Genomic DNA, 24073 nt, shown 5'->3' on the forward strand with positions numbered 1-24073 from the left:
GAGGATAATGACAATGAACTACAAGGCATGGTTGATGAGTTCTGTCGTTTGCGCGCTGGCGGCCGTACCGATTGCAGCGAAGGGGCAGGACGGCGCGCAAGGCCCCGGCAACGCGGCCGGGGTGCAATCCCAGACCGACGCGCCCGGTGACGAGATCATCGTGTCGGGCATCCGCGACTCGCTGCGCAAGGCAGCGCAGGTTAAGCGCGATGCCGATCAGGTTATCGACGTCATCACCGCAGAGGACGTCGGCAAGCTTCCCGACGACAACGTCGCCGAGGCGCTGCAGCGCGTCACCGGGGTGCAGATCACCCGCGTGTTCGGTGAAGGTCAGGCGGTCAACATCCGCGGCCTGAACCAGGTGCGGGTCGAAGTGGACGGGCGCACCCTGCTCGGCTTCTCGGCGCGGGTCTCACCGCCTGAAAACGACAATCTCGGACGCTCATCCGGTCTTGATGCCGTGCCATCATCGCTGTTCGGCCGCCTCGAGGTCGCCAAGTCATCGATCGCCAGCCAGGTCGAAGGTGGATTGGGCGGCACGGTCAACCTCGTGACGCCCAAACCGTTCGACTTCCGCAAGCAGACCATCTCAGTAAGCGCACGCGGGACCTATTCGGACGAATCCGAGAAATTCGAACCTGCGATCCAGGGGCTATTCACCACCACTTTCGGGAACGACGACCAGTTCGGAATTCTGCTTTCGGGCGAATACCAAAAGCGCACCTCACGGCTGCAGTTGTTTGAACGGAACAATTTTCTCGGGCGCCGCAATGGTGATGCGGATGCAACCAACCGTCTCGGCCCGCTCCAGTTGCAATACGAAAATGTCCTGATCGACCGATCAAGGATCGGCGCAAGCGGAGCGTTTCAGTGGCGCCCATCAGAAAACCTGACGCTGACGGCTGACGCGCTCTATTCGCGGGTCGATGCTGACCGCACCAATCAGGCGGTCACCTTCATTCTTCCGACCAACCAGAACCTCAACTTTCGCGACGCGGTTCTCGAAACCGACGGCGGCTTCGAATACATCGTCGCCGCAGAGGCCACGGGCCGCGTCCGGGTGCAGAACCAGCGGCGCAAGGATCCGACCGACAACCTGCTGGTCGGCTTCAATGCGGCCTACGACAGCAATGACGGCATCACCATCGAAGCGGATGCCTATTACAGCCGCGGCACATTACGTCAGGAAATCGAGGTCGTCGTTCTCGATACGCCGAGCAATGTCATCGGCACCTTCGACTTCCGTGACGGCGCAGTTCCCAGCCTGACCCTCGAAAGCCCGGCAGGGACGCCGTTCAGCCTTTCCGATCCGAGCGTCTACAACTACCCAACCACCGGCAACCTGACGCTACGGGCCAACCAACTGCCGGGCAATCTCGAGGAATATGCCGCACGGCTCGACTTCAGTTTCGAGGTGAGCGACGCTTTCAAGATTACCACCGGGATACGGTATGTCGATCTCAGCGCGGATCAGACATCGTTCCGCAGCCGCGGGCTCGCCACCCGTGCGGAACTAGAACCCTTCTTCGTTGCCGGCGACCCGAACTTCCTCGGCAGCATCGACGGGGATTTCCCGCGTGAATTCGCCACGTTCTTTCCGGACCGCGATTTCCTGCTGAACCGCGTGCTCGCCAGCGAGCCGGGTGACGGGCCGGACGGGTTTGCCCGCAACAACCTGCGCGACTTCGTGCTCAATGAACAGACCTATTCCGGCTATGTGATGGGGAATGCGGATCTTGAACTCTTCGGCAGGCCGGCAAGGTTCAATGCCGGCTTGCGGGTCAGCCACACGGAATTTCGTGCGGACACCCTGACACAGTTGCCCGGCAACAACCTCGTGCCGACGCGTGATACCAACAGCTTCACCAACGTGCTGCCAAGCGCCAATCTGGTGGTGAACGTGACCGACGATTTCCTTGTGCGGCTGGCGGCATCGCAAACAATGCAGCGCGCCGGGCTTGCCGACCTTGCGCCGAGCACGTTCATCAATCCGACCAACCTCACCTCGGGCGGCGGGAACGCGCAGCTGACGCCGCCGATTTCCACCAACTTCGATGTCTCTTTCGAATATTACATGGGCGGATCGAACCTCATTTCGGCTGCCGTGTTCTACAAGGACGTCAAGGACGCGATCACAACCGGCACGATCCAGGAAGACATCATCTTCGAAGGCGCGCCGATCACCGTGCAGACCTCGCGCCCCTTCAACATCGACAGCGCCAAGGTGAAGGGCTTCGAAGTCGGAATTACGCAGTTCCTCGACTTCCTGCCCGCGCCGCTCGATGGGCTGGGGGTGATCGCCAACTACACCTTCGCCGACAGCGAGGACAGTGCGGGCTTCCCGCTGGTGGCGACATCCAAGCACAGCTACAACCTTGTGGCGCTGTATGAAAAAGGCCCGGTGTCGGCTCGCGTCGCCTATAACTGGCGCGACGATGCGGTGTTCGAATTCACCCAAGGAAGGCCCAACGTGATCGCCGCATTGTCCCAGCTCGACGCCCAGATCGGTATCGATCTGACTAAGCAGGTGACCCTGCAATTGCTGGGTCAGAACCTGCTGCCGCGCCAATCGGCAACGGTCGAGATCAGCAACTTCAATCCTACCGCGATCAACAGCTACGCCCTTTCCGAAAGGCGCCTGTCGATCGGCGTGCGGGCGAAGTTCTAGAAAGGCGCCCTGCCAGCGGGTCGGCCGGATGTATCCCGACCGCCCGCCAGCAAGGTAGAAAATGCCGCTCTGTTACCATCACGCAGCACGTCCAGAGAAAGACACTTCCCATGAAGATTGCCCTGATCATCGAGAACAGCCAGTCGGCCAAGAACGCCGTCATCCACGACGCGCTGACATCGGTGGTCGAACCGATGGGGCACCAGGTGTTCAATTACGGGATGTACACGCCAGACGATCAGGCATCGCTGACCTATCCCATGAACGGCCTGCTGGCGGGCATCCTTATAAATTCGGGTGCGGCCGATTTCGTGGTCACCGGATGCGGTACAGGAATGGGATCGATGCTGGCCTGCAACGCCATGCCCGGCGTGTTCTGCGGTTTGCTGATCGATCCGACTGATGCGTTTCTGTTCAACCAAATCAACGCCGGAAACTGCATCTCCATGCCCTACGCCAAGGGTTTCGGCTGGGCGGCCGAGCTGAACCTTGCCGATTGCTATCGCAAGCTTTTCGAAAACGAGCCGGGGCTGGGCTATCCCCGCGAACGCGCCACCTTCATGGCGGCCAATCGCGGCGTTCTGGCCGATCTCAAGTCGGTGACCTGCCATCACATGCTGACCGTGCTACGCAACGTCGATCAGGACCTTCTGCGGGCCGCAATCGCGGGAGAGAAGTTCGCCGAGCATTTCTACGCCAATTCGCAGGATGAGGCGATCTCAGACCTGCTGCGCAGCCTTTGACAGTGACGACGACCAACCCGTTCGACCTGTCCGGCAAGGTTGCCGTTGTCACCGGTGCCAATACCGGCATCGGACGGGGAATTGCCGTTGCCTTGGCGCAGGCGGGTGCCGACATCGCACTGGTCGCGCGCAGCGACGCCAGCGACACCGCCGCGCTGATCGAACAGACCGGGCGGCACGTGACTATCATCTCTGCCGATCTGGCCACGATAGAGCCTTGCGTCCGGATCGTGGAGCACACCATCCGCGACCTCGGCGGGCTGGACATTCTGGTGAACAACGCGGGCATTATTCGCCGCAATGACGCGCTCACCTTCACCGAGGAGGATTGGGACGCTGTGCTCGACACCAATCTGAAGGTGGCATTTTTCCTCGCCCAGGCGGCGGCGCGTCACATGGTCGATCACGGCGGCGGGGCGATCATCAACATCGCATCGATGCTGACCTTTCAAGGCGGCGTCCGGGTAGCGAGTTACACCGCGTCCAAAAGCGGGATCGGCGGGCTGACGAAGCTGCTGGCCAACGAATGGGCCGCAAAAGGGATCAACGTCAATGCCATCGCTCCCGGCTATATCGCCACCAACAACACCGCCGCCTTGCAGGCCGATTCCGACCGCAACCGGCAGATCCTCGAACGCATTCCGGCGGGCCGCTGGGGCGAGCCGGGTGACTTGGGCGGGGCCGCCGTCTTCCTCGCGTCAGGCGCGGCGCGCTATGTGCAAGGCCACATCCTTGCCGTCGACGGAGGCTGGCTGGCGCGCTGAATGGCCGGGGTGATCGCCTGTTTCGGGGAAGTGCTGCTGCGCTACAGCCCGCCCGCACCGCTGCTGTTGGCGCAGGCGCGGCAGTTCGATGTCTGCACCGGCGGAGCAGAGGCCAATGTGGCGGTGGCTCTGGCCCGCCTGGGCCGCCCCACCCGAATGCTGACGGTCCTGCCCGACAATGTCCTTGGCCAGAAAGCAAAGTCCGACCTTGCTTCGCACGGAGTGGACATCAGCTGTATCCTTCACGGGGCTGGTCGGATGGGCAGCTATTTCCTCGACGTGGCAAGCGGGCTGCGCACCGGAAAGGTCACCTATGACCGCGAACACAGCGCTTTTGCCCAAGCAATATCTGCCGACTGGGCGATATCCGATTGGTTGAATGGCGTGTCCCACCTGCACCTGTCAGGGGTGACGCTGGCCTTGAACGAAGGACTTGCAGACGCCAGCCTTGCCTTGGCCAAGGCTGCGAAAGCGAATGGCGCGACCATATCCTTTGACGGCAACTTTCGCTCAGCGCTGTGGGAGAGATCGAAGCGCGACCCGCGCGATGCGTTCACCCGGATGTTCGCGGTCGCCGACATCATCTTCGCCAACCACAAGGATGCAGGTCTGGTGCTGGGGCGAACGTTTAGTGGCGAAGGGCCTGAGCGCCGGCGCGAGGCTGCGCTGGCGTTGCTCGATGCATTTCCCGGTATCGCCGCAGTCGCCTCGACAGCGAGGCACATCGAGGACGCGGCAAGCCATCACGTCTCCGCCCGGATCGATACGCGGCAAGGTGCCGACCAGACCGATCCGTGGTGCATCAGCGGAATCGTCGACAGGATCGGTACCGGTGATGCCTTTGCAGCGGGCGTGTTGCATCGCTGGATGGATGATCGAACCGATCTTGCCGGTGCAGTGGGTAGCGGGCTCGGCTTGATGGCACTGAAGCATTCGACCTGGGGCGATGCCTCGCTCGCTTCGGCAGCCGACCTTGCCGCCATGATCGGCCGCGCGAGCGATGTGGCGAGATGATTGCTGCCAAGCCGGTTTAAGGGCGGTTTCTACCCCAGACTGAGGAAAAATTCCTCGCGATCCCGGCGCAGTTCTGCCGGGGTCATGTTCGCCAGCCCGTCCAGCTCCGCTCGCAAGGCCAGCGTCAGCCGCTTGATCAATTCTTCAGGATCGCGATGTGCGCCGCCCCTGGGCTCGTAGACGACGCGGTGGATCACCCCCAGCTTCAGCAGATCGCCCGCCGTTACCCGCATCGCCTCGGCAGCGTCCGCCGCGTGGCTCGCTGCGCGCCACAAGATCGAAGCGCAGCCTTCAGGCGAGATGACCGAGTAGACCGCGTGTTCGCACATCAGCACGCGGTTAGCCGCCGCCAGCGCGACCGCACCGCCCGAACCGCCCTCCCCGATGATCACCGCGATCAGCGGCACGCCGAGCGTGAGGCAGGCCTCGGTCGAACGGGCGATCGCTTCGGCCTGCCCGCGCGCCTCGGCATCGACGCCGGGGAACGCGCCCGGGGTATCCACCAGCGTGATCACCGGCAGGCCGAATCGGTCTGCCAGATCCATCAGCCGGATCGCCTTGCGATAGCCTTCAGGGCGCGCCATGCCGAAATTGTGGTGGATGCGTGCGGTGGTATCCTCGCCCTTAACGTGACCGATTACCATCACGCGGCGGCCTTCGAAGCGTGCGAACCCGCCGATGATCGCCTGATCCTCGCCGAACACGCGGTCGCCCGCAATCGGCAGGAATTCGCTGAACAGCCCCGCCACCAGCTTCTCGAAGCGGGGACGCTGGGTATGGCGAGCCACAAGGGTTCGCTCCCATGGGGTGAGCCGCGCATAGGTGTCGGCGAGCAGGCGCTCGGCCCGCTCGGCAAGCATTTCGGCCTCCTGCGCACCTTCAGGCAAAGCGGCAAGTTCAGCCACATGGCGATCCAGCGCCTCGATCGGCTTTTCGAACGGCAGGTACTGGATCATTCCCCCTAACTCCCGATCACACCGTCATCGACATGCCGCGATAGATCCGCGCCCGATAGCGCGAATCCTCGGCATCGGGCAGTGGCGCGCCAACCAGCAGCACGGCGCGGGCGAAGCGGCGGACCTCCTCCAGATGCTCGTCCAGATCACGCGGTTCTTCGGATTGCACCCGGCGGGTGAGGTTGATCTGGTTGACCGGTACATCATGCACCAGCCGCTCGTTCTCGACCGCCAGCGTGGCGGTGAAGGCGTGGAGCGTGGTCTTGATGAAGTTTGCCAGCGCGAAGGCCGGGCTGCGGTCGCCCATCGGCACATCGGGCGACGTCAGCACCAACTGGCAATCATCATACAGCGAGGCCCGGCGGCTGACGCGGAAGTGATGCGTGAGATTATCGGCCACCACGGCGCGGAATTCGTCCGGGGTGAGCGGGTCGGCGGTGTCGAACAGCTTGCCGGGCAGCGCGGTGAACGGGGTGGACAGCAGCGTGGTGGGGCGGCCCCACTGAATCAGCGCCGCGTCCATTGCAGCCTCGATGTCATCACCAGCGACCAGCGAGGTGAGCGCATCGCCGGTATCGCCTTCGAGTTGAACCTTGATAGCATCGAAGCCTTCCGACGTGCGCGTGATCAGAACCACCCGCGCAACATGGCAATCCTCGATAAATGCGCGTGCGGTTTCAACTAGGTAATCGGCGAGGTGTTCGCCGATGATCCACACCGTCTTGCCCCGCATCTGGTCGAGCCGTTCCTGCTTTGGCGAGCCGAACAGCTCACGCTCGGTGGTTGAACGCTCGACGCTGAGGCCGCCAGAGGGCATGAAGGTTTCACCGCTGACGGCGCGGTCGGCGAGGAAGAACACCGTCGCCTGCGCCACGTCATGCTCGGTCGGCATCTTGCCGAGATACAGTTTCGACAGCACTCCGCCACCGACCTTCTTGGCCTCGGCCGCGATCTTGTCGGCGGGGAGGAATGGCACGCCTTCAGGGGGAACGCGCAGCAGCCAATCTGCGTCGGCTTCGGGCGTTGCGGCCCGGTCGGCCCATTCGGGCGCGTCGAGGAACAGCCCGGCCTGGCGCAAGCGTGACACGAGAGCGGCGGCGATGGCGGGAGTGAGCAGATACTGATCCCAGCTGCACTCTCCGTCGCCTTCCCGCGCGCAAGCCAGCGCCAGATCCCGCAGTTCGCGCGGGTTGTTGGTGTCATGGCTCATCTTGACGGTATCGTTGCGGGCGAGCCGCGCCAGCACCGCCTCGACCCGCACCCCGCGCCGGATCGCCTTGATCGCGGCGGCGTGGATGGCATTGAGGCGCTTGTTTTCGAGGATCAGCTTGCCGCGCCGCTCGAACAGGCCGGGCTTGCCGCCGGTGCCCGACAGGCGGTCCCCATCAACCGGGCCCGGCGCAATCGCGTTGAACTGCACTTCGGGGCCGAGATAGCGCGCCATGCTTTCCACCATCGCGCGCTGGCCCGCCTTCGACACGGCGTAATCGGCGCGGTTGGGATAGGCGACCGCGAGGTATTTCTCACCGCCGAAATAGGACGAGACATTGAGGATGTAGCCCGATCCTTGCGCCTTCATCAGCGGCGCGACGTGGTGCATCAGGTAGTAGTTCGACACCAGATTGGCATCGAGCGTGTAGTTCCAGGCATCGACCCCCATGTCGACCACCATGTCCTCGGCCCCGGCAACACCGGCGTTGTTGATGAGGTAGTCGATCCGCCCGAACGCCTTCAGCGTCGCATCGACTGCGCCCTTGAGGCTTTCGAAATTGCTGACATCCACATTGGCAAGTGTTTGCACCCGGCGTTCAACCCCGGAAAAGCCGATATCTTCCAGCTCGGACACAATGCGCGCGCGGGCCACGGCCAGTTCGCTTTCGCGCCGGGCGACGATCATCACCTTGCCGCCCGCCAGCGCCAGCAGCCGCGCGACCTGTCCGCCGATGCCCGCAGAGCCGCCGGTAATAAGCGCGACCTTGCCCAGATGCAGCCCCGTGATGTTTTCCGAGAAGCCCGGCATCGCCTTGCGCGCACCGGTCGCCTCGCCGATATTGCCGGGGACGTAGAGCGTGATCGCACCGAGCTTGCTTTCCTTGAGCAGGATGCGCGCGGCGTGGCCGGAAGTGAAGCGAGTGTTCTCGCCTTCGGTGTTGGTGAAGCGGACGATCTGGTTGCCCCATTCTCCCTGCCGCCGGCGTCCCTGCTTGACGTCGAACCCGGATTCGTAGCGCCAGATCCGCACGAGCTGTTCGGTCGCCGCTCGCAGGATGTGGCCATAGACATCGCCCTTGCCGTCGCTGGCCGGGCTGACGAAGACGAAACGCGGCTCCTGCAACAGGTTGTCGTGACGCTTCCAGTAACGGCTCATCGTCCGGGCCAGCGCCATGTTGCCGCCCAGTTCGGCATCCATCAGCGCCTCGACCGCTTGGTCGTCGGCTTCGACGAGCGCGCCCGACAATTCTCCCGCGCCCAGCATCGGCAGGAACAGAGCGCCGCTGATCGGCGTGCCCTTGGCGGTATAGTCCTCCAGCGCGGCTTTCATCGCCTCCGGATCCTTGCGGTTGAAGCGGATGATGGTGAGGCCCTCCCCCACCCCCATCGCCTTGCACCGCTTTTCGGCAATCGCCACGTCGGCCTGACGCGGCAGGCCGAGCGCGACTTCGGCCCCGCAGGCTAGCTGCACCTGCGCCATTTCGAGCGCTTCCTCCCAATCGTCGCCCGCAGCAATCAGCACGGCCAGCCCGGTGCCGTCCATCGAGCGCATGGTGGGCCGCGAAAGATAGGTCGAGCGTTCCTCCTTGCGCACGGTCATCCCATGGGTGACTTCGAAATCGTGCCCATTATAGGCAGCGCTCTCTTCGCTACCGAGGAAGACGCAGGTGGTGGCGATGTCGGCCGGTGTCGGGAATGTCTTGGCGCGTGGTTTTCCTCCCGTGGCGCGTTCGAGCGACATCATGTCGAAGAATTCCTGCGCCGTCGTGCCTGCCTCATCCCCGCGCGCAGTGTCCATCGTGGCGAAGACGCTGCGGATGCGCTCGCTTTCGATCGGACCGGGATAGACAAGGTTCACCCGGATACCCTTGGGCCCGAGTTCGAGGGAGAGCTCGCGGCTCCACGCGTTCATCGCCGCCTTGGGCACGACATAGGCCGCGCGGGCGTAATACGGCGTGCGGCTGAAGATGGTCGAAACGTTGATGATCGATCCGCCCTCGGGAATGTGCGGCGCAGCAACGCGCGCGACGTTGAAGGCGACCCCGAAGATGTTGCGCATCGCATCGGCAACAGTCTCGCTGTCGGTGCTGCCCGCTTTCTGAAGGCTTGCGAGTTCTTCCACGGAGAGCGGGAGTTGCTCGATCGGCTGCTTCGGCCCGGCGCTTCCGGCGTTGTTCACGAGAATGTCGATCCGCCCGAACTTGGCGACTACTTCGGCAATCGCGGCGCGGACAGAGGCGATATCCCCGCCGTCGAGCGCGACGGTGGCAACCCGCGAAGGTTCAATTCCGGTCGCCTTGATCAGTGCTTCGGCGGCGGCAACCGTGCGGTCGGGCGTGCGCCCCGTCATCACCACTGTTGCGCCTTCTGCAAGATAGTGGGCGGCGATATGCCCGCCCAGGTTGCCCGCCGCACCGGTTACGACGGCAACCTTCCCTGCAAGGCGGCCGGTGGCAGGCGCAGCGGTAGCGGCTTTCGACTTGACCATAGCACTCTCCTCGTAAAGTGGCAGCGACGCTGTCGTTCGCTTGCCTGATCGTTCAATCTTCCGGGGAGGAGAGCGAAGAACGTTTCGAAAAAATGCAACGCGCAGGTTAGGGCTCCGGTTCCCCGGTGCCGATCGCAGCCCCCAAGGCAGCCCATGCCTCAAGCAACGCATCGCGGCTTCTGAGGCCCATTTCGGGCAGCGCGTGATTGACGACATAGGTCGATCCGGCGTGCCTGTTCTCCCACATCGCCTGATGCGCTTCGGGCAATTCGTCCCAGCCCACCACCTGCGGTTCGGTCACTTCGAGCAGTCCGGCGGCGATCATGTCATTCATCCGTGCGACTTCGAATGCGTTGCACAGGTGGGTGCCGAGAATGCTGGCGGTCGGCATCAGGATCTGGCGTTGGCGCGTCCACACCTGCGGGGCGTAGAAGGTGAAGCGGCAGCCGGTCAGATCTTCGGCAAAGATCACCCGCCCGGTGAAGGGCTTCACCAGCGAAGTCGAGATGCCGAGCGTGTCCTGCCCGGCCCGCTCAAACACCAGATCGGGGTTGCCGCGCGGATTGTCGGATGATCGCAGGATCTTGCCCACTGCCGAACCGAACGGCTTCATCACCCGGTCCTGATAATCGCGCACCGCCGCCTTGAAGACCTCGATATCCTCCTTGGCATCGGGCAAGCGCGGCATCGTGTCGGGCCAGAGGAAATTCGCGCCTTCGCGCCGCTGGATCGCTTCAAGACTGACGATGCCTTCGATTGCATCCTCCAGCCCCAGCGATTGCAGGAATTCGCGCTGGCCATCGGTGGTTGTGGCGATCACAGAACGCGCGTTGAAACGGCGCGCGGCTTCGATCATCTCAAGGCCCGTCTCGTCGAGCAGTTCCTTGCTGCCCGGCCCGTAATAGATCAGCACCGCCTCGCCCCCGCGCAAGGCCGCACGGCGCAGCATTTCTTCGGCCGTGGCCGTTCCCGGCTTGCCCATAAAGCTGAAATGATAGCCGGACGATGCGCCGTAGAACGCCAGCGTGCCGCCTTCTGCGAGCAGTTGGAAGCTGCGCGGGAACGCCGTTTCGCCTGCGTGGCTGACGACATAATCGGCCAGCTTGCCGCCGTTCAGTGCCTTGTATTCCTCCGCCAGCGGCGCGCCTGCGGCTTCCCACGTCTGCGCCTCCGCCTTGTCTTCCGGCACCACGCTGTAGAGATCGGCGAAGCGCGCATCCTTGCGATTGATCGCCCCCACCGCGCCTTGCACGTCGGTGATGAAGCTGGCGCGCTCCTGCGAGGACACCAGCCCCGTCACCTGCAATCCGGTGCGCACCGATGATCGCAGCGCATCCAGCCCCGTCCCCGTTGCCGCGCCCTCGACGAACAATGTCCGCCCCGGCGCAATCTGCAATGTGGTGAACAGGCAGCGGGCAATCGTGCCGAGGTTGAGCACATAACTCCCCGCCTGTTCCAGCGTCAGGTCGGGCGGCAGCTTGTGCATCTGCGGCGCCTGCACCGCGAGGAACTGCGCGTGGCTGCCGGTCTCGGTCTCGTAGCCTTGGATCGAGAAATCGGCATACATCGGATCATTGCCGACTAGCGGGCTGAGCAAGTCGTTGGTGCCCGAATAGACCGTCACCAGATCGCCAACCTTGATCCGCCCCTGCGCCCGCGTCTCCGACCCCAGCGCAGCGACCAGCGCGATCCCGCCCGATCCGGTGATCTGAACGTCTTCTTCGTGGCTATCGAAGGGCGACACCGGGATGCCGGTCAGCGCCCAGATGTCGTTGAAGTTGACCTCGCTGGTCAGCATGTAGAGCAGCGCCTCGTTGGGTGCGGGCTCTGGCACTGCCACGATCAGCTCCTTCTCGTGGCTTGCGGGCGGGCCGAAGCGGGGCTGGCCGGTGTCGGGATCGCGGGCGATGCCGAAGGCATATTGGTGGCCGGGAATCGGGGTGACGCCGGGAAAGAACGGCGCTCCCATTGGCAGCAGATCGCCTGCTGCCTCAAGGGCTTGCGCACGCATCTCGTGCTCGGCGTCGATCCACACGCCGTTGCGCCGCACCGGCAGCGGCGGCGCGACCTTGTCGATGAACTGCCTGATGCCCGTCTTGCCGCCTTCGGGATCGACGATGGCTTCGGCGAACAGTCGCGCCTCGCGCGCAAGGCCTGCGGTGATCCCCTGTTCGAGCCCGGCACGTACGGCTTCGAGCACCCGCGCACCAGCCTGCCCACGCCCTGCCCAATCGAGTTGGCGCAGAATCCGCTGGAGGAAATCATCCTTCATCACGGCATCGAGGCTGACATCCGACGCCGTATCCCAGCGCGTGACCGCCGCCTGCCGGTCAGCAAAAGCACGGCCGAGCATGCTATCTGCGCCGTGCTTCACATAATCGCGCACCGCCGCGTGCGCTGCCGAGAGCGCATCCTGCGCGCCATCGACCAGTTCATCGACCACACCAATAGCCTCGGCAGCTTCGGCATTGATGCTGCGCCCGCCGAGGATCAGGTCCATCGCATCGCGGACGCCTTCGGCCCCACGCCGGTCGGCGAGCAGGCGCGGCAGGCGCTGCGTGCCGCCATAGCCGGGCAGCAACCGCAGACGGATTTCGGGCTGCCCGAACCGCGCCACCGGCTCGGCAATGCGGTAATGGCAGGCGAGCGCAAACTCCATCCCGCCGCCCAGCGCCACGCCCTGCACCGCCGCGACGCAAGGCTTACCCATGCGCTCGATCGTGCGGAAGGCGAGGTGCGCGTTGTTAGGCAGCACCATCGCGTCTTCCACCGAGTGGATCTCCTCCAACATCTGGCGGATATCCGCCCCCGCGACGAAGGACGATGTGCCCTGCCCGGTGAACACCACCGCCACGACATTATCATCGCGTGCGAGGTAATCGGTGACCAGCACCAGCTCATCGATGGCGCGTTCGTTCAGCGCGTTGACCGGGGGGTTGGTAACGGTGACGGTCGCCACCTGCTTGCCCGGCGCAACCGTATTATATTGCACCAGAAAATAGCGATGCCGGTCGAACAAGGCCTGTTCGTCCGACAGGCGCTGCTTGCGCTGCCAGTCGCCGATCACGGTGCGCAATTCGTCGAGCGATTCCGGGTTGCGCAAGGTCGTGACGTCGCCGACATCCTCGCCCACCACCAGCGCGCGCACCATCCGGCGCATGTATTTGCCGCTGCGGGTTTCGGGGAATTGCGAGACTTCGATGAAGTCGGCGGGAACGGCAACCGCGCCTTTTTCCGTGCGCACCAGATCGAACAACCGGCGCTTGTCCTCAATCGTCAGCTTGCGCCCCGCGACTGGCACCACGAACGCGAGCGGGGTCAGCCCTTTCTCGCGGTGTGGTGCGCCGACTACCAGCACATTGCCGACCGGGCTGTCGGGTGCGAGCGCCTTGTCGCGCAGCACCGCGCCTTCGATCTCCTCGGTGCCCATGCGGTGGCCGGAGACGTTGATGACATCGTCCGACCGCCCGTGGAGCGAGAACGAACCGTCGTCGTGCGCAATCGCGAAATCGCCTTGGGTATAAGCCCATGCGCCCTTCCAGCGCCGCCAGTAGCCCTCCTCCCAGCGCGCCGCATCGCCGCGCCATGCGGGATCGACCCGGCCATCCTCGATCTTGAAGCCTTCGATGTCGCCCCAGATCGTGCGCGCGAGATAGGGGTAAGGCGCGGCGATAACGATTTCGCCCTTCTCGCCCGTTTCGGCTCGCCGCCACGGCACGCCGCCGCCGTCGGTTTCGCGCGCAAAGGGAACCTCCGCCGCAGCGCCCGCTTCGGCATCCTCGACCCACACGTCACCGATGATCCACGGCAGTGGGTAGGAATGCGCGTCGGGACGCAGCGGAAAGTCGTCATTCGCGTAGAAATGCGTCCACGCGATGCCGCCATGTTCGGTCGCCCAGTAGGAATTGATGTACCGGGGCGTGACGTGCTCCATCCCGAACGCCTGCACCGAAGGCGAGACCGGTTCGGCGCAGAAGGTCGCGACCCGCAGGCACCCCATATCGTAGCGTTTGAGTTCGGCGAGATTATCGGGATCGGACATCACCGATTTGAGGAAAGTCACCCCGGCCTTGAAGATCGCGACATTGTGCCGCTCGATCATTGAGGCAAAGCGTCCCGCATGCGGGAATACCGGCGAGGCTTCTGCGACAAGGCTGGTCACCCGTGTCATGAGCGGCGCGCAGATCAAGTAGCTTTGCCCGGTAATCCAGCCCGGATCGGCGACCACGTAAAGCACGTCGCCAGGGCGCGCATCGAAGCTGACCGCCATGGTCTTTGCTACCCCGGCCGCATAGCCGTGCGAATGGACGATCCCCTTGGGTTTTCCGGTCGAACCCGAGGTGTAGATGAAGAACATCGGGTAATCGGCATCGACCGGTAGCGGCTTTGACGAAGCCCAGATAGCGCGGACGAAATCGGCGTCTGGCAAAGCCAGCAGATCGGCCTCGGTCTGAACCGCAAACCCGGCGGCGCGTGCTTTTTCCAGCACTGCGACCAACGCTGCATCGGTCAACTCATGGCTCCAGCGGTCGCGTTCCTCGCGCCAAATAATGTCGGGCTGGTGGGTGTGGCGGCATACGATCACCGCTTCCACGCGCGGCGGCAGAGTGACGAGGCTGGAGGCAATCGCGATCCGCACCCTTGCGGCATCCGCGCTGGTGATGCGGCCGTCCGCGCCCAGCGTGATTAGCGCCCGCCCCACGCCGCGCATCACATCCGACCGATCGACCGTGATCTCGCCGGTCAATGCTTCACGCACAGCCTCGACGATGGTGTCGCGATCCTGTTGCGGCAACTCGAGATCGAGCCCGGAGAGGATTTCGAGCGCGGTCGTCACCGGCACAAAGTTATCGAGCGCCGGGTCGGTGTAGGCGTTCTTGAACGCGGCGACCTGCGCGTTGCGATAGCTTCCATCGGAGGTGACGATCACCCGCGCACCGGTATCGGCGATGCGGTCCGACAGGGTCTTGTCGGAGAAGCCGCCGAACACTGCAGTATAGACCACGCCCAGCCGCTTGGCCGCTTCGGTCCAGTAGATTTGCGGCACGATGTTGGGCATGTTCAACGCCATGCGGTCACCCGGCTTCAGGCCCAGCCCCTGCAAGGCCACCGCGCATTTCGCCACTTCCAGCAGCAACCGCTTGCGGCTGACGGTGAAGCAGTCGAGCGGCGCGCCCTTGCCCCCGCCCGCCGACATGTCCCAACGATCACCTTCGAAGATCAGCGCAGCTTCGCCGCCGTGACCGGAGAGTACATGGCGATCGAGTTCGGAAAAGGCGGCATTGGTGCGTCCGCCCACGAACCAGCGCCAGTGCGGCGGGGTGGAGCCATCGAAGCCGGTGTGCCACGGCGTGAAGTCCTGCGGAAGATCGGGGCTGACCGGCGCCGCGCTGGCCGCATCCCAGCCCTGCCAAAGCCCGTCATCGCCTTTCTCCAGCCACGCACCGGAAGGCCCGCAATCGGCGACGAACCAGTGCATGTTGCGCGCCGCAATGGCGCCGTGGAAGCCGCCCGGATCGGCCAATGCATCGGCACGCATCGCATCCCAGTCGGCGCGGTCAAGCACGCGATTGGCAGCGGCATCGGCCTCGGCAGTACGCGCCCGGGCGTCAGGCATTGTGTTCTCCCCCAATTGTCCTCAAACCGCGCCAGCCGATCCCCCAGCTTGCCCAGTCTTGCAAATATATTACGCCATACATTGCCGTGCGGCAACATTGTGACAGCATTGCTTTGCGTCCCTAACGCAGCAACCCCCAAGACGTTCCATCGCGACTTGCAATTGGCTTGCATCACGCTTTGTCGGCCGCCTACGGGTAATGGTTTTTCAATTGCCTGCAGGTAAAGGGGAAAAAGGCATCTGTTATAAACCAGCAGGCGGTGCCGGAACGGCTTGCCGATCAGGGTTCAAACGGCGGAACCTTCCACGGGGACAAAGCAAGGCAATGGGCTTTCTGAAATCGGTCAGGGACCAGGCAGCGCGAAGCGGCTTGTCGAAGAGGCAAACCGCCTCGGCCGCTGCGTTGCCATCGCTCCCTGACCGCGGGAATGTGCTCAGCGATGTCGAACAGCTCGGCATCGGCATGTTCTGGGCGACCGATGCCGAAGGTCGCCTCGCATTTCTTTCGCAGCGCGCGCTGACGGATCTCGGGCTGACCGCCGCGGACGTGATCGGCAAGCCGTTGACGCAGGTGTTCAGCGAAGCGGAGGCGGACCCGGATGCAGCACACCAGCGCGGGATCGGTTTCAAGCTCAAGGCCCATTCGAAGATCGAGGAACACGTCGTGGCGATTGCTGCTGCCAACGCACGCAGCCCAGAGCTGGGCACGCGCTGGTGGCGGCTCAACGGGCGGCCTCTGGTCGATGGGTCCGGCACCTTCCTCGGCTATCGCGGCAGCGCGCTGGATATCACCAGCCAGTATGCCCGCGACACGCAGACCGCACGCCATTCGCAGGTCGACGAGCTGACCGGCCTCGCCAACCGCCGCAAGCTGGGCCAGCGGTTGACCGCGACTTTGGCCGCATTCCGGGCGAGCCAGCGCAGTTGCGCGCTGATGATGCTTGACCTCGACCGTTTCAAACATGTTAACGACACGATGGGGCACCCGGCGGGAGACGAATTGCTGAAGCAGGTGGCCGAGCGGCTCAAGAGCATCATCGGCGACAGCGGCGAAGTCGGGCGGCTGGGCGGCGACGAATTCCAGGTGCTGCTCCCCGATATGGATGATCGCGGAACCCTGGGCGAACTTGCCAATCGCGTCGTCCAGTCCCTTTCGCAGCCCTATCAGGTCATCGGTCGCCGGGCGATCATCGGCACGTCGGTCGGCATTGCGATTGCGCCCTATGACGGGGTGGACACAGATGATCTGACCCGGGCAGCCGACATGGCGCTGTATGCCGCCAAGGAAGCGCGTGGCGGCACGTTCTGCTTCTTCACCACCGGACTTCGCGACGCGGCGACCAAGACCGCGAAACTGGGCGAACGGTTGCGCGACGCGGTGGATCGCGGGGATCTCAACCTCGCCTATCAACCGCTGGTCGATCCCGCTACCAACGAGGTGCGATCATTCGAAGCGTTGCTGCGCTGGCATGACGAACAGGACGGCCCGATCTCACCGGCCGATTTCATCCCGATCGCGGAGAACGACGATCTGATCCTCAATATCGGCGAAATGGCCCTGCGTCAGGCATGTCAGGATGCGATGCAATGGCCCGATACAATCCAGGTGGCGGTCAATGTTTCGGCCAAGCAATTCGTTCGGCCCGGCTTCCGCAAGACGGTGGCAGCAGCGCTGGAAGCATCGGGCCTTGCTCCGTCGCGGCTGGAACTGGAAATCACCGAAAGCGTCTTCGTCGGCGATCTCGAAGCCGTCGATGCAGTCTTCCGCGATCTTAAAAAGCTGGGCGTTCGGCTCGCGCTGGATGATTTCGGCACCGGATATTCCTCGCTCGCCTATCTCAAGCACGGCCATTTCGACAAGATCAAGATCGACCAGAGCTTCGTGCGCGGCTGCACCGAAAATGGCGATATCAACCCTGCGATCATCTCCGCCATCGTGGCCTTGGCGAAAGCACTGGACATGGTCACCGTCGCCGAGGGCGTTGAGGCGATGGATGAACTGGAGTTGGTCCGCGCACGCGGCGCCGATCTGGTGCAGGGCTATGTCTATTCGCCCGCGATCCGGCAGGACGCGGTGCTGTCCAGATTTGCCGACGGCACCATGCAGGTCAAACCCAGCGGCCCGCCGCGCCACCGGGCGGAGCGCATTTCGATCTTCCGCAAGGTCGGCCTCATTCACGAAGACCACTATTACGACGTGATCCTGCGCAACCTGTCAAAAACCGGTGCACGCATCACCGGTCTGGCCGGGGTGCCGAAGGGAACCGACGTGGTGCTCGATCTGGGCCACGGGCAATTGGTGGTGAGCAAGGTCGCGAACGCAACCGAAAGCAGCCAGGGCCTTCAGTTCGAAACCGCGCTGATCAGCGACGGTAGCGGCGGCTTCATGACTCGGCACCGAATTTCGCCCTATTCGCTGGCCGAAGCGGGCATTCCGCTCGCAGCGCTGGGTGCAGGCGCATTCCCACTGGCCAAATGGCGGGAGGGGCACAAGAGCCCGCCGACTTTCGTGCAGCTCGATCTGGGCCTGTAAGCGCAGATCCGCAAGCAGCGAAGACCTGCCTTTCAGCCGCGCCCGCGATAGGGGGCCACGCCCTGATCCGGTAGCCAGAGGTCTGCTGGCGGCGCGCCCGATTGCCAGAACACATCGATGGGGATGCCGCCGCGCGGATACCAGTAGCCGCCGATCCTGAGCCACTGCGGGCGCATTTCTTCGAACAAACGCACGCCGATGCCCACAGTCACATCTTCGTGAAAGCCGTTATGGTTGCGAAACGCCCCAAGGAACAGCTTGAGGCCTTTGCTCTCGACGATGGTCTCGCCCGGGACGTAATCGATCACCAGATGCGCGAAATCAGGCTGGCTCGTCACCGGGCACAACGATGTGAATTCGGGCGCGGCAAAGCGCACCAGATAGGTCAGGCCGGGCCGCGGATTGGGCACATAATCGAGCACAGCCTGTTCGGGCGAGGTCGGCAGAGGCGTGTCCTTGCCGAGAAACTGCGGGGCCGCGGATGGGGTATCGGGTGTGGTGTTCATGCCGCGCTGTTGCCGTGAATGGGGGACGGGTGCAAGCGGATAGCTGGACGGGCGGGCCACGAAATCCCTATGTGAGCCAGCAATTGTTCAGCCGTCCTACCCCAGCAAATCGACCAGCCCAGCCGATGACCCGCGCACCGTTCCTCCTGTTTCGTCCCGCTGCCGCGCTTGCCGCGCTGGGCCTTGCCGTGCCGCTGGGGGCGCAGCCGCAATCACCCGGCAGCTATTCGCTGCCAGAGCCGACCCCGACGCCCACGCCTGCCCCCGCCGGCCCCGTGGACGAGCGTGCTGGGATCGCGATTCCGCCAAGGACGGTCGAAACGCCGCGGATCCCGCCTGCGCCGATGCTGACGCCGGAGCCGTCGCCTACATCGCGACCGCTTGTGGTGCCGCAACCCACCGCGCGTCCGTTGACACTACCTACACCCCCTTCACCGCAAGCGGCTCCGTCCCCGGGTTCATCGCCGTCCACCACTGCCGATCCGCTGCCACCCGAGGCCCAACCCGGTTTCGCGGGACTGGAACAGCCCACCAGCCCCGCGCCTGCACCTGAGCCAATCGCGCCCGCAACGCCCGCGCCTTCCACTGCGCTGGGCCAGCAGGTATTCAACTGGGTGTGGCTTGGCGGGGCCGGAGCATTCCTGGTGCTGGCGCTCGCCGGACTGGCACTGTGGCGGCGGCGCAAGCCCGGCGTACTGCGCCTCGCCGCGCCGCAGACGACCGCCGAAGCAGCCCTCCCTGCAGAACTGCCGCGCATCGACCTGACGCTGGAAATCACCGGGGCGACCCGCAGCATGATGATGTTCACGTTGAGATACCGCCTTTCGCTTGCCAATCGCAGCGATCGCGCGGTCAACGATCTTGCCGTGGCGGTGCAGCTCGCCAGCGCGCAAAAGGGGAAGAAAAATGCCGCGCCCGTGGCGGCGGCCCGTCACCTCGCGCAGGTGGAACGGATCGGCCCCTTTCAGAGCCGCAGCGTCAGCGGCGAAGTGCAGATGCCGCTATCTGCAATCGACCCGATCATGCAGGGTCAGACCCCGCTTTTCATCCCGCTGATGCATGTCACGCTGGAAGGCGAAGGCCAGCAGGCGCTGGTGCGCAGCTTCGTGATCGGCAGCGCGAGCGGGGGCAGCGATGGCCGGGTCCAGCCTCTGAACCTCCAACAGACGCCTGGCTCGCTGTCGGGGCTGAGAGCGCGGGCGATCGTGGCTCCAGCCGATTGATTGCCCCCTGCCCTTGGCGGATCGCCATGGGGCCGCTAGCCTTGGGGGATGAACGAACCTTTCCCGAGCCTTGTTTCAAGCGAATGGCTGGCAGCGCATCTGAGCGATCCCGGCGTCGCGGTGCTCGACGCCTCGCGTCACCTCCCCGCTGCGAGCCGCGATCCGCAAGCCGAGTTCGCAGCCGCGCATATTCCCGGCGCACGCCTGTTCGATCTGGCGGCGCTGGTGGACGAAACCTCGGCCACGCCGCAGGCCCTGCCGCGCCCCGATCAACTCGCCGCTCATCTCGCGGAACTGGGCGTCGCGCCGGACAGCGCAATCATCCTCTATGATGACAGCGCCGTACGCACGTCTGCGCGGGCGTGGTTCATGCTCACTGCCAGCGGGTGGGACAAGGTGGCGATTCTCGACGGCGGACTGGCGAAATGGCGGGCCGAGGGGCGACCGCTGGAGAGCGGAACGGCCGAGATTGCCCCGTCGCAGCCCGCCGCCCTCGTCCCGGCGAAACACGTTCGCCGCAAGGCCGATATGCTCGCAGACCTGACGAGCGGGGCCGAACAGGTCGTCGATGCCCGCAGTGCCGACCGGGTCTATGGCACGGGCACCGATCCGGTCCATGGCGGTCCGATGGGGCGCATTCCGGGCAGCCTCAACGTGCCTTACGCCGGATTGTTCAATGCCGATGGCACCTACAAAACCCCCGCTGCCCTGGGCGCCGCCTTCGCCGAAGCCGGAGTCGATCTTTCACGCCCCGTCACCACCACCTGCGGCAGCGGCGTGACCGCCGGCGTTCTGTTGTTCGCGCTGCACCTGATCGGCAAGCATGACACCGCACTATATGACGGCAGCTGGTCCGAATGGGGCGCGGACCCCGATACGCCAAAGGCCCAAGGCCCGGATCAAGGGCAGTCCGGCGCATGAGCGGCAGCGGCGATGACGAGCATCTGAAGCCCGCCACGCGCCTCGTGCGCGGCGGCAGGCGGCCGGAATGGACGGGGCCGGTGGTCAACCCGCCCGTTTGGCGCGCGTCCACTCATCTCTATGCCAGCGATGCCGAGCGGCGCGGGGCGGGCAAATCCAATACCGACGGCCAGTTCTTCTATGGCAGGCGCGGTGCGCCGACGCAGTGGGCGCTGGCAGAGGCGCTGACGCAGATCGAACCCGGCGCGCATGGCACGGTGCTCTATCCCAGCGGCGTCGCTGCGATTGCCGGGTGCCTGCTGGCGGTGCTGAAGCCCGGCGACCGGCTGCTGATGGCAGACAATGCCTATGATCCCTCGCGCAGCATGGCGACGGGGCTGCTGAAGCGCATGGGGGTGGAAACGACCTTCTTCGATCCGCTCGACCTTGATGCCTACAGGGCTCTGTTCGCGGAACCGGCACGCGCCGTGTGGCTCGAAAGCCCCGGCAGCCTGACCTTCGAGGTCTGCGACATTCCCGCCCTATCCGCCATCGCGCGCGAACACGGCGCGGTCAGCATGATCGACAACACCTGGGCCAGCCCGCTCGGCCTTGCCGCGCTTTCGCATGGCTGCGACATCACCATGATGAGCCTGTCGAAACACGTCGGCGGCCATTCCGATCTGATGATGGGATCGGCGAGTGCGGGTGCGCGATGGTATCGCACCCTACGCCGCACCGCGCAGGATCTGGGGCAGGTCGTCTCCCCCGATGATGCCGCGCTCGCCGCGCGCGGCCTGCGAACTATGGGTGTGCGGCTCGAAGCGCAGACGCGCGCGGCGCTGCGGATCGCCGACTGGCTGGGGCACCAGCCGCAGGTCGCACGGGTACTTTGCCCGATGCTGCCCTCGGCGCCCGGCCACGAATTATGGCAACGCGATTTCACCGGCGGCTGCGGTTTGTTCGGTTTCGTCCTCGCCAGCGATGATCGCATGGCTGCGGCACGGGTGGTCGATACGCTTGATCTGTTCGGCATCGGATACAGTTGGGGCGGATACGAAAGCCTCGCCCTCGTCACAAGCCCGCAGGATTATCGCTGCGTAATGCCCAGCCCCGACCGCGCCGGCCCGGCGATCCGCCTGTCAATCGGGCTCGAAGACCCGGACGACCTGATCGCCGATCTCGCGAAGGCGCTGGCACAGATGGAGACTGCATGATCATTACCGCTCTCACCGCACCGCAAGCCACGGAAACCCCGGCTCCTGACGGTGACCAGACCCCCGCCGCCGCCGACGCCGCAGCCTCGCCCGCACCCAGTCCGACGCCTGTCGAGACCCCCGAGCCGGAACCGGTCGAACCGGTCGAGGCCGCGGATAGGCTGCGCGAAGGCGTCGCCGCGCAGAACGAAACGGCGGGCGCGTTCCTTGACCGGCTCGATCGCATCGCGGTGGAGGTCGGTGATATCCGCATTTCGATGTTCGATACCTTGCTGGTGGTGGGCGTCATCCTGCTAGTCATCACCGCAGCGATCCTGATCAACCGCTTCGGGCGCAAGATGATCCGCGGCGTGAGCAAGTTCGACGAGACGCAGAAGCTGCTTTCGGAGAAAATCCTGACGATCATCGTCTGGGCCGCGGCGTTCTTTATCGGCATCGATCTGCTCGGCATTGATCTGACCGCGCTGGCGTTTTTCGGCGGCGCGTTCGGCCTTGCTATCGGTTTCGGCCTGCAGAAGACCTTCGGCAACCTGATCGCAGGAATCATCCTGTTAATGGACAAGTCGATCAAGCCGGGGGACGTGATTGCGGTGGCCGATCAGGCGGGACAGCAGACCTTCGGCCAGATACGCAAGATTGGCATTCGCGCGGTTTCGGTCACAACGCGGGACGAACGCGAATACCTCATCCCGAACGAGAACCTGATGATCAATCAGGTCGAAAACTGGTCTTATTCCTCCAGGAACGTCCGCATCCAAGTCGAAGTCGGGGTGAGTTATGATGCCGACATGAAGCTGGCCGAGGAGTTGATGCTGCAGGCCGCGAAAAAGGCGCGCCGGGTGCTCGATACTCCGCCGCCCACCGCCTGGATGAACGGCTATGGCGATAGCTCGGTCAATTTCACTATCCATTGCTGGATCAGAGATCCCGAAGAAGGCGTCGGCAATATCCGCAGCGAGGTGCTGAAGAACCTGTGGTGGCTGTTCAAGGAGCACGATATCGAGATTCCGTTCCCGCAACGCGATCTGAATATCCGGCAGAACAAGCAGTTCGAGCGGCTGATCGCGGCATTGGCGGAACGGGACGATCCTTCGCCTGACACAGGGCAATAGTTCCGCTTCGCAGCCGCCAAACCATTCTCGCTGGCATCGCAGGCCATTCGCGCGCATTTGCGGTGGCATGCAGATTGGCACCATCTATCTTGTCGGCGCAGGACCGGGTCCGGTCGACCTTCTGACTCTGCGGGCCGCGCGCCTGATCGAAGCGGCGCGAGTGATCGTTCACGATGGGCTGGTCGGACCGGATATTCTTGCGCTGGTGCGGGCCGATGCCCGGCTGATCTCGGTTGCCAAACAGCGCGCCCGCCACACCATGCCGCAGGACGAAATCAACGCTCTGCTGGTGCGAGAAGCGATGAAGGGACGCGATGTCGTAAGGCTGAAAGGCGGCGATCCGTTCATCTTCGGGCGCGGCGGCGAGGAAGCTGAAGCCGCGCGCGCCGCGGGTGTTCCGGTCGAAGTCGTTCCCGGCATCAGCGCCGCCAACGGCGCGGCGGCGGCGAGCGGCATTGCGCTGACCCATCGCGACGCCTCCAGTATCGTCAGCTTCGTCGCTGGGCAATGCAAGGGGCTGGCCGAGCAGAACTGGTCCGGCCTTGCGGGCAAGGGCCGCACGCTGGTGATCTACATGGGCGTCTCCACCGCCGCACAGATTGCCGATAAGCTGATGGCCGATGGCCTCGCCCCTTCGATGCCCGTCGCCGTGATCGAGAACGCCGCGCGCCCCGAAATGCGGGTGCTGCGCGGATTGCTCGCCGGATTGCCGGAGCTGGTGGAGCGCGAGGCGGTGCAAAGCCCCGCACTAATCGTGATCGGCGAAGTGACCGCGCGGGATAACGTGACGCTCGTCGTGCTTGCCAAGGAAGCAGCGGAATGAAAATCCTTACCGGCAACGACCTGCGCTCGGGCGCGGTGACATGGTGGAACGGCACCGGCTGGTCGCTGTTCGTCGACGATGCGGTGGACGTGGGCGACGAGGCCGAGGAAATCCTCGCCCGCGAAACCGCCGCGAGGCGCGTCAACGTGCCCTACGCCATCGAAGCCACTATCGACGCCGCCGGACACGTCCGCCCGGCGCATATCAAGGACCGGGTGCGCGCGCTCGGCCCGACCGTACGGCGCGATCTCGCCGTGCCGACTGCCGACAAGACCGGCTGGGACTGGGTGATCTGAG

15 protein-coding genes are annotated in these 24073 nt (G+C 64.4%); 11 read left to right on the top strand and 4 right to left on the bottom strand.

Features of this window, described 5'->3' with window-relative positions:
- Positions 1–34 precede the first annotated feature (34 nt).
- The 4 genes from J3454_RS05005 (at position 35) to J3454_RS05020 (ending at position 5189) form a co-directional block, all read left to right on the top strand.
- Complete coding sequence (locus J3454_RS05005) at positions 35–2668, top strand: TonB-dependent receptor (protein WP_349512646.1); 2634 nt, start codon at positions 35–37, stop codon at positions 2666–2668.
- A gap of 110 nt (positions 2669–2778) precedes the next feature.
- A complete protein-coding gene (locus tag J3454_RS05010; protein ID WP_349512647.1) occupies positions 2779–3411 on the top strand; it encodes an RpiB/LacA/LacB family sugar-phosphate isomerase in 633 nt (210 codons plus the stop codon).
- A 2-nt stretch (positions 3412–3413) separates the two neighbouring features.
- Positions 3414–4175: a 2-dehydro-3-deoxy-D-gluconate 5-dehydrogenase KduD gene (gene kduD, locus J3454_RS05015; RefSeq protein ID WP_349512648.1), complete on the top strand. Its 762-nt coding sequence runs from the start codon at positions 3414–3416 to the stop codon at positions 4173–4175.
- Entirely contained in the window at positions 4176–5189 is a 1014-nt protein-coding gene (locus J3454_RS05020) for a sugar kinase (RefSeq protein ID WP_349512649.1), read from the top strand. It begins immediately after the preceding gene.
- Positions 5190–5218: 29 nt separating this feature from the next.
- Here the strand turns inward: J3454_RS05020 and J3454_RS05025 are convergent, their stop codons facing one another.
- From J3454_RS05025 to J3454_RS05035, 3 genes are all read right to left on the bottom strand, one after another.
- Positions 5219–6145: an acetyl-CoA carboxylase carboxyltransferase subunit alpha gene (locus J3454_RS05025; RefSeq protein WP_349512650.1), complete on the bottom strand. Its 927-nt coding sequence runs from the start codon at positions 6143–6145 to the stop codon at positions 5219–5221.
- A 16-nt stretch (positions 6146–6161) separates the two neighbouring features.
- Positions 6162–9845 (bottom strand): SDR family NAD(P)-dependent oxidoreductase, encoded by a 3684-nt coding sequence (locus tag J3454_RS05030; RefSeq protein ID WP_349512651.1) that lies wholly within the window; start codon positions 9843–9845, stop codon positions 6162–6164.
- 106 nt (positions 9846–9951) lie between these two features.
- Positions 9952–15462 carry an AMP-binding protein gene (locus J3454_RS05035; RefSeq protein WP_349512652.1) on the bottom strand — a complete coding sequence of 1837 codons (5511 nt, stop codon included), beginning with the start codon at positions 15460–15462 and terminating at the stop codon, positions 9952–9954.
- A 370-nt stretch (positions 15463–15832) separates the two neighbouring features.
- Here J3454_RS05035 and J3454_RS05040 point away from each other — a divergent pair, with 370 nt between their 5' ends.
- Complete coding sequence (locus J3454_RS05040) at positions 15833–17995, top strand: putative bifunctional diguanylate cyclase/phosphodiesterase (protein WP_349512653.1); 2163 nt, start codon at positions 15833–15835, stop codon at positions 17993–17995.
- Between the two features lie 32 nt (positions 17996–18027).
- On the opposite strand, the gene queF is transcribed toward J3454_RS05040, so the two are convergent.
- Positions 18028–18501, bottom strand: a complete 474-nt coding sequence (gene queF, locus J3454_RS05045) for a preQ(1) synthase (protein ID WP_349512654.1) — start codon at positions 18499–18501, stop codon at positions 18028–18030.
- A gap of 125 nt (positions 18502–18626) precedes the next feature.
- Between queF and J3454_RS05050 the strand changes: the two genes are divergently transcribed.
- The 6 genes from J3454_RS05050 to J3454_RS05075 all read left to right on the top strand — a co-directional run bounded on the left by J3454_RS05050 (position 18627) and on the right by J3454_RS05075 (position 24072).
- Complete coding sequence (locus J3454_RS05050; RefSeq protein WP_349512655.1) at positions 18627–19724, top strand: hypothetical protein; 1098 nt, start codon at positions 18627–18629, stop codon at positions 19722–19724.
- Positions 19725–19772: 48 nt separating this feature from the next.
- Positions 19773–20645, top strand: coding sequence for a 3-mercaptopyruvate sulfurtransferase (sseA, locus tag J3454_RS05055; protein ID WP_349512656.1), 873 nt, complete (start codon positions 19773–19775; stop codon positions 20643–20645).
- Positions 20642–21841 carry a cystathionine beta-lyase gene (gene metC / locus J3454_RS05060; RefSeq protein WP_349512657.1) on the top strand — a complete coding sequence of 400 codons (1200 nt, stop codon included), beginning with the start codon at positions 20642–20644 and terminating at the stop codon, positions 21839–21841. Before sseA ends, metC begins: the two co-directional genes overlap by 4 nt.
- Positions 21838–22953: a mechanosensitive ion channel family protein gene (locus J3454_RS05065; protein ID WP_349512658.1), complete on the top strand. Its 1116-nt coding sequence runs from the start codon at positions 21838–21840 to the stop codon at positions 22951–22953. The genes metC and J3454_RS05065 overlap by 4 nt, the downstream gene beginning before the upstream one ends.
- Positions 22954–23020: 67 nt before the next feature.
- Positions 23021–23776, top strand: coding sequence for a uroporphyrinogen-III C-methyltransferase (cobA, locus tag J3454_RS05070; protein ID WP_349512659.1), 756 nt, complete (start codon positions 23021–23023; stop codon positions 23774–23776).
- Positions 23773–24072 (top strand): DUF2849 domain-containing protein, encoded by a 300-nt coding sequence (locus J3454_RS05075; RefSeq protein ID WP_296717930.1) that lies wholly within the window; start codon positions 23773–23775, stop codon positions 24070–24072. The genes cobA and J3454_RS05075 overlap by 4 nt, the downstream gene beginning before the upstream one ends.
- Position 24073: the final 1 nt, after the last annotated feature.

Origin of the sequence: Erythrobacter sp. NFXS35, from assembly GCF_040148725.1 — a bacterium.
GTDB lineage: Bacteria > Pseudomonadota > Alphaproteobacteria > Sphingomonadales > Sphingomonadaceae > Erythrobacter.

Coding starts and splice junctions, on each gene's coding strand:
- J3454_RS05005 (WP_349512646.1), top strand. CDS start 35: ATGAGTTCTGTCGTTTGCGCGCTGGCGGCCGTACCGATTGCAGCGAAG.
- J3454_RS05010 (WP_349512647.1), top strand. CDS start 2,779: ATGAAGATTGCCCTGATCATCGAGAACAGCCAGTCGGCCAAGAACGCC.
- J3454_RS05020 (WP_349512649.1), top strand. CDS start 4,176: ATGGCCGGGGTGATCGCCTGTTTCGGGGAAGTGCTGCTGCGCTACAGC.
- J3454_RS05025 (WP_349512650.1), bottom strand. CDS start 6,145: ATGATCCAGTACCTGCCGTTCGAAAAGCCGATCGAGGCGCTGGATCGC.
- J3454_RS05030 (WP_349512651.1), bottom strand. CDS start 9,845: ATGGTCAAGTCGAAAGCCGCTACCGCTGCGCCTGCCACCGGCCGCCTT.
- J3454_RS05035 (WP_349512652.1), bottom strand. CDS start 15,462: ATGCCTGACGCCCGGGCGCGTACTGCCGAGGCCGATGCCGCTGCCAAT.
- queF (WP_349512654.1), bottom strand. CDS start 18,501: ATGAACACCACACCCGATACCCCATCCGCGGCCCCGCAGTTTCTCGGC.
- J3454_RS05050 (WP_349512655.1), top strand. CDS start 18,627: ATGACCCGCGCACCGTTCCTCCTGTTTCGTCCCGCTGCCGCGCTTGCC.
- sseA (WP_349512656.1), top strand. CDS start 19,773: ATGAACGAACCTTTCCCGAGCCTTGTTTCAAGCGAATGGCTGGCAGCG.
- metC (WP_349512657.1), top strand. CDS start 20,642: ATGAGCGGCAGCGGCGATGACGAGCATCTGAAGCCCGCCACGCGCCTC.
- J3454_RS05065 (WP_349512658.1), top strand. CDS start 21,838: ATGATCATTACCGCTCTCACCGCACCGCAAGCCACGGAAACCCCGGCT.
- cobA (WP_349512659.1), top strand. CDS start 23,021: ATGCAGATTGGCACCATCTATCTTGTCGGCGCAGGACCGGGTCCGGTC.
- J3454_RS05075 (WP_296717930.1), top strand. CDS start 23,773: ATGAAAATCCTTACCGGCAACGACCTGCGCTCGGGCGCGGTGACATGG.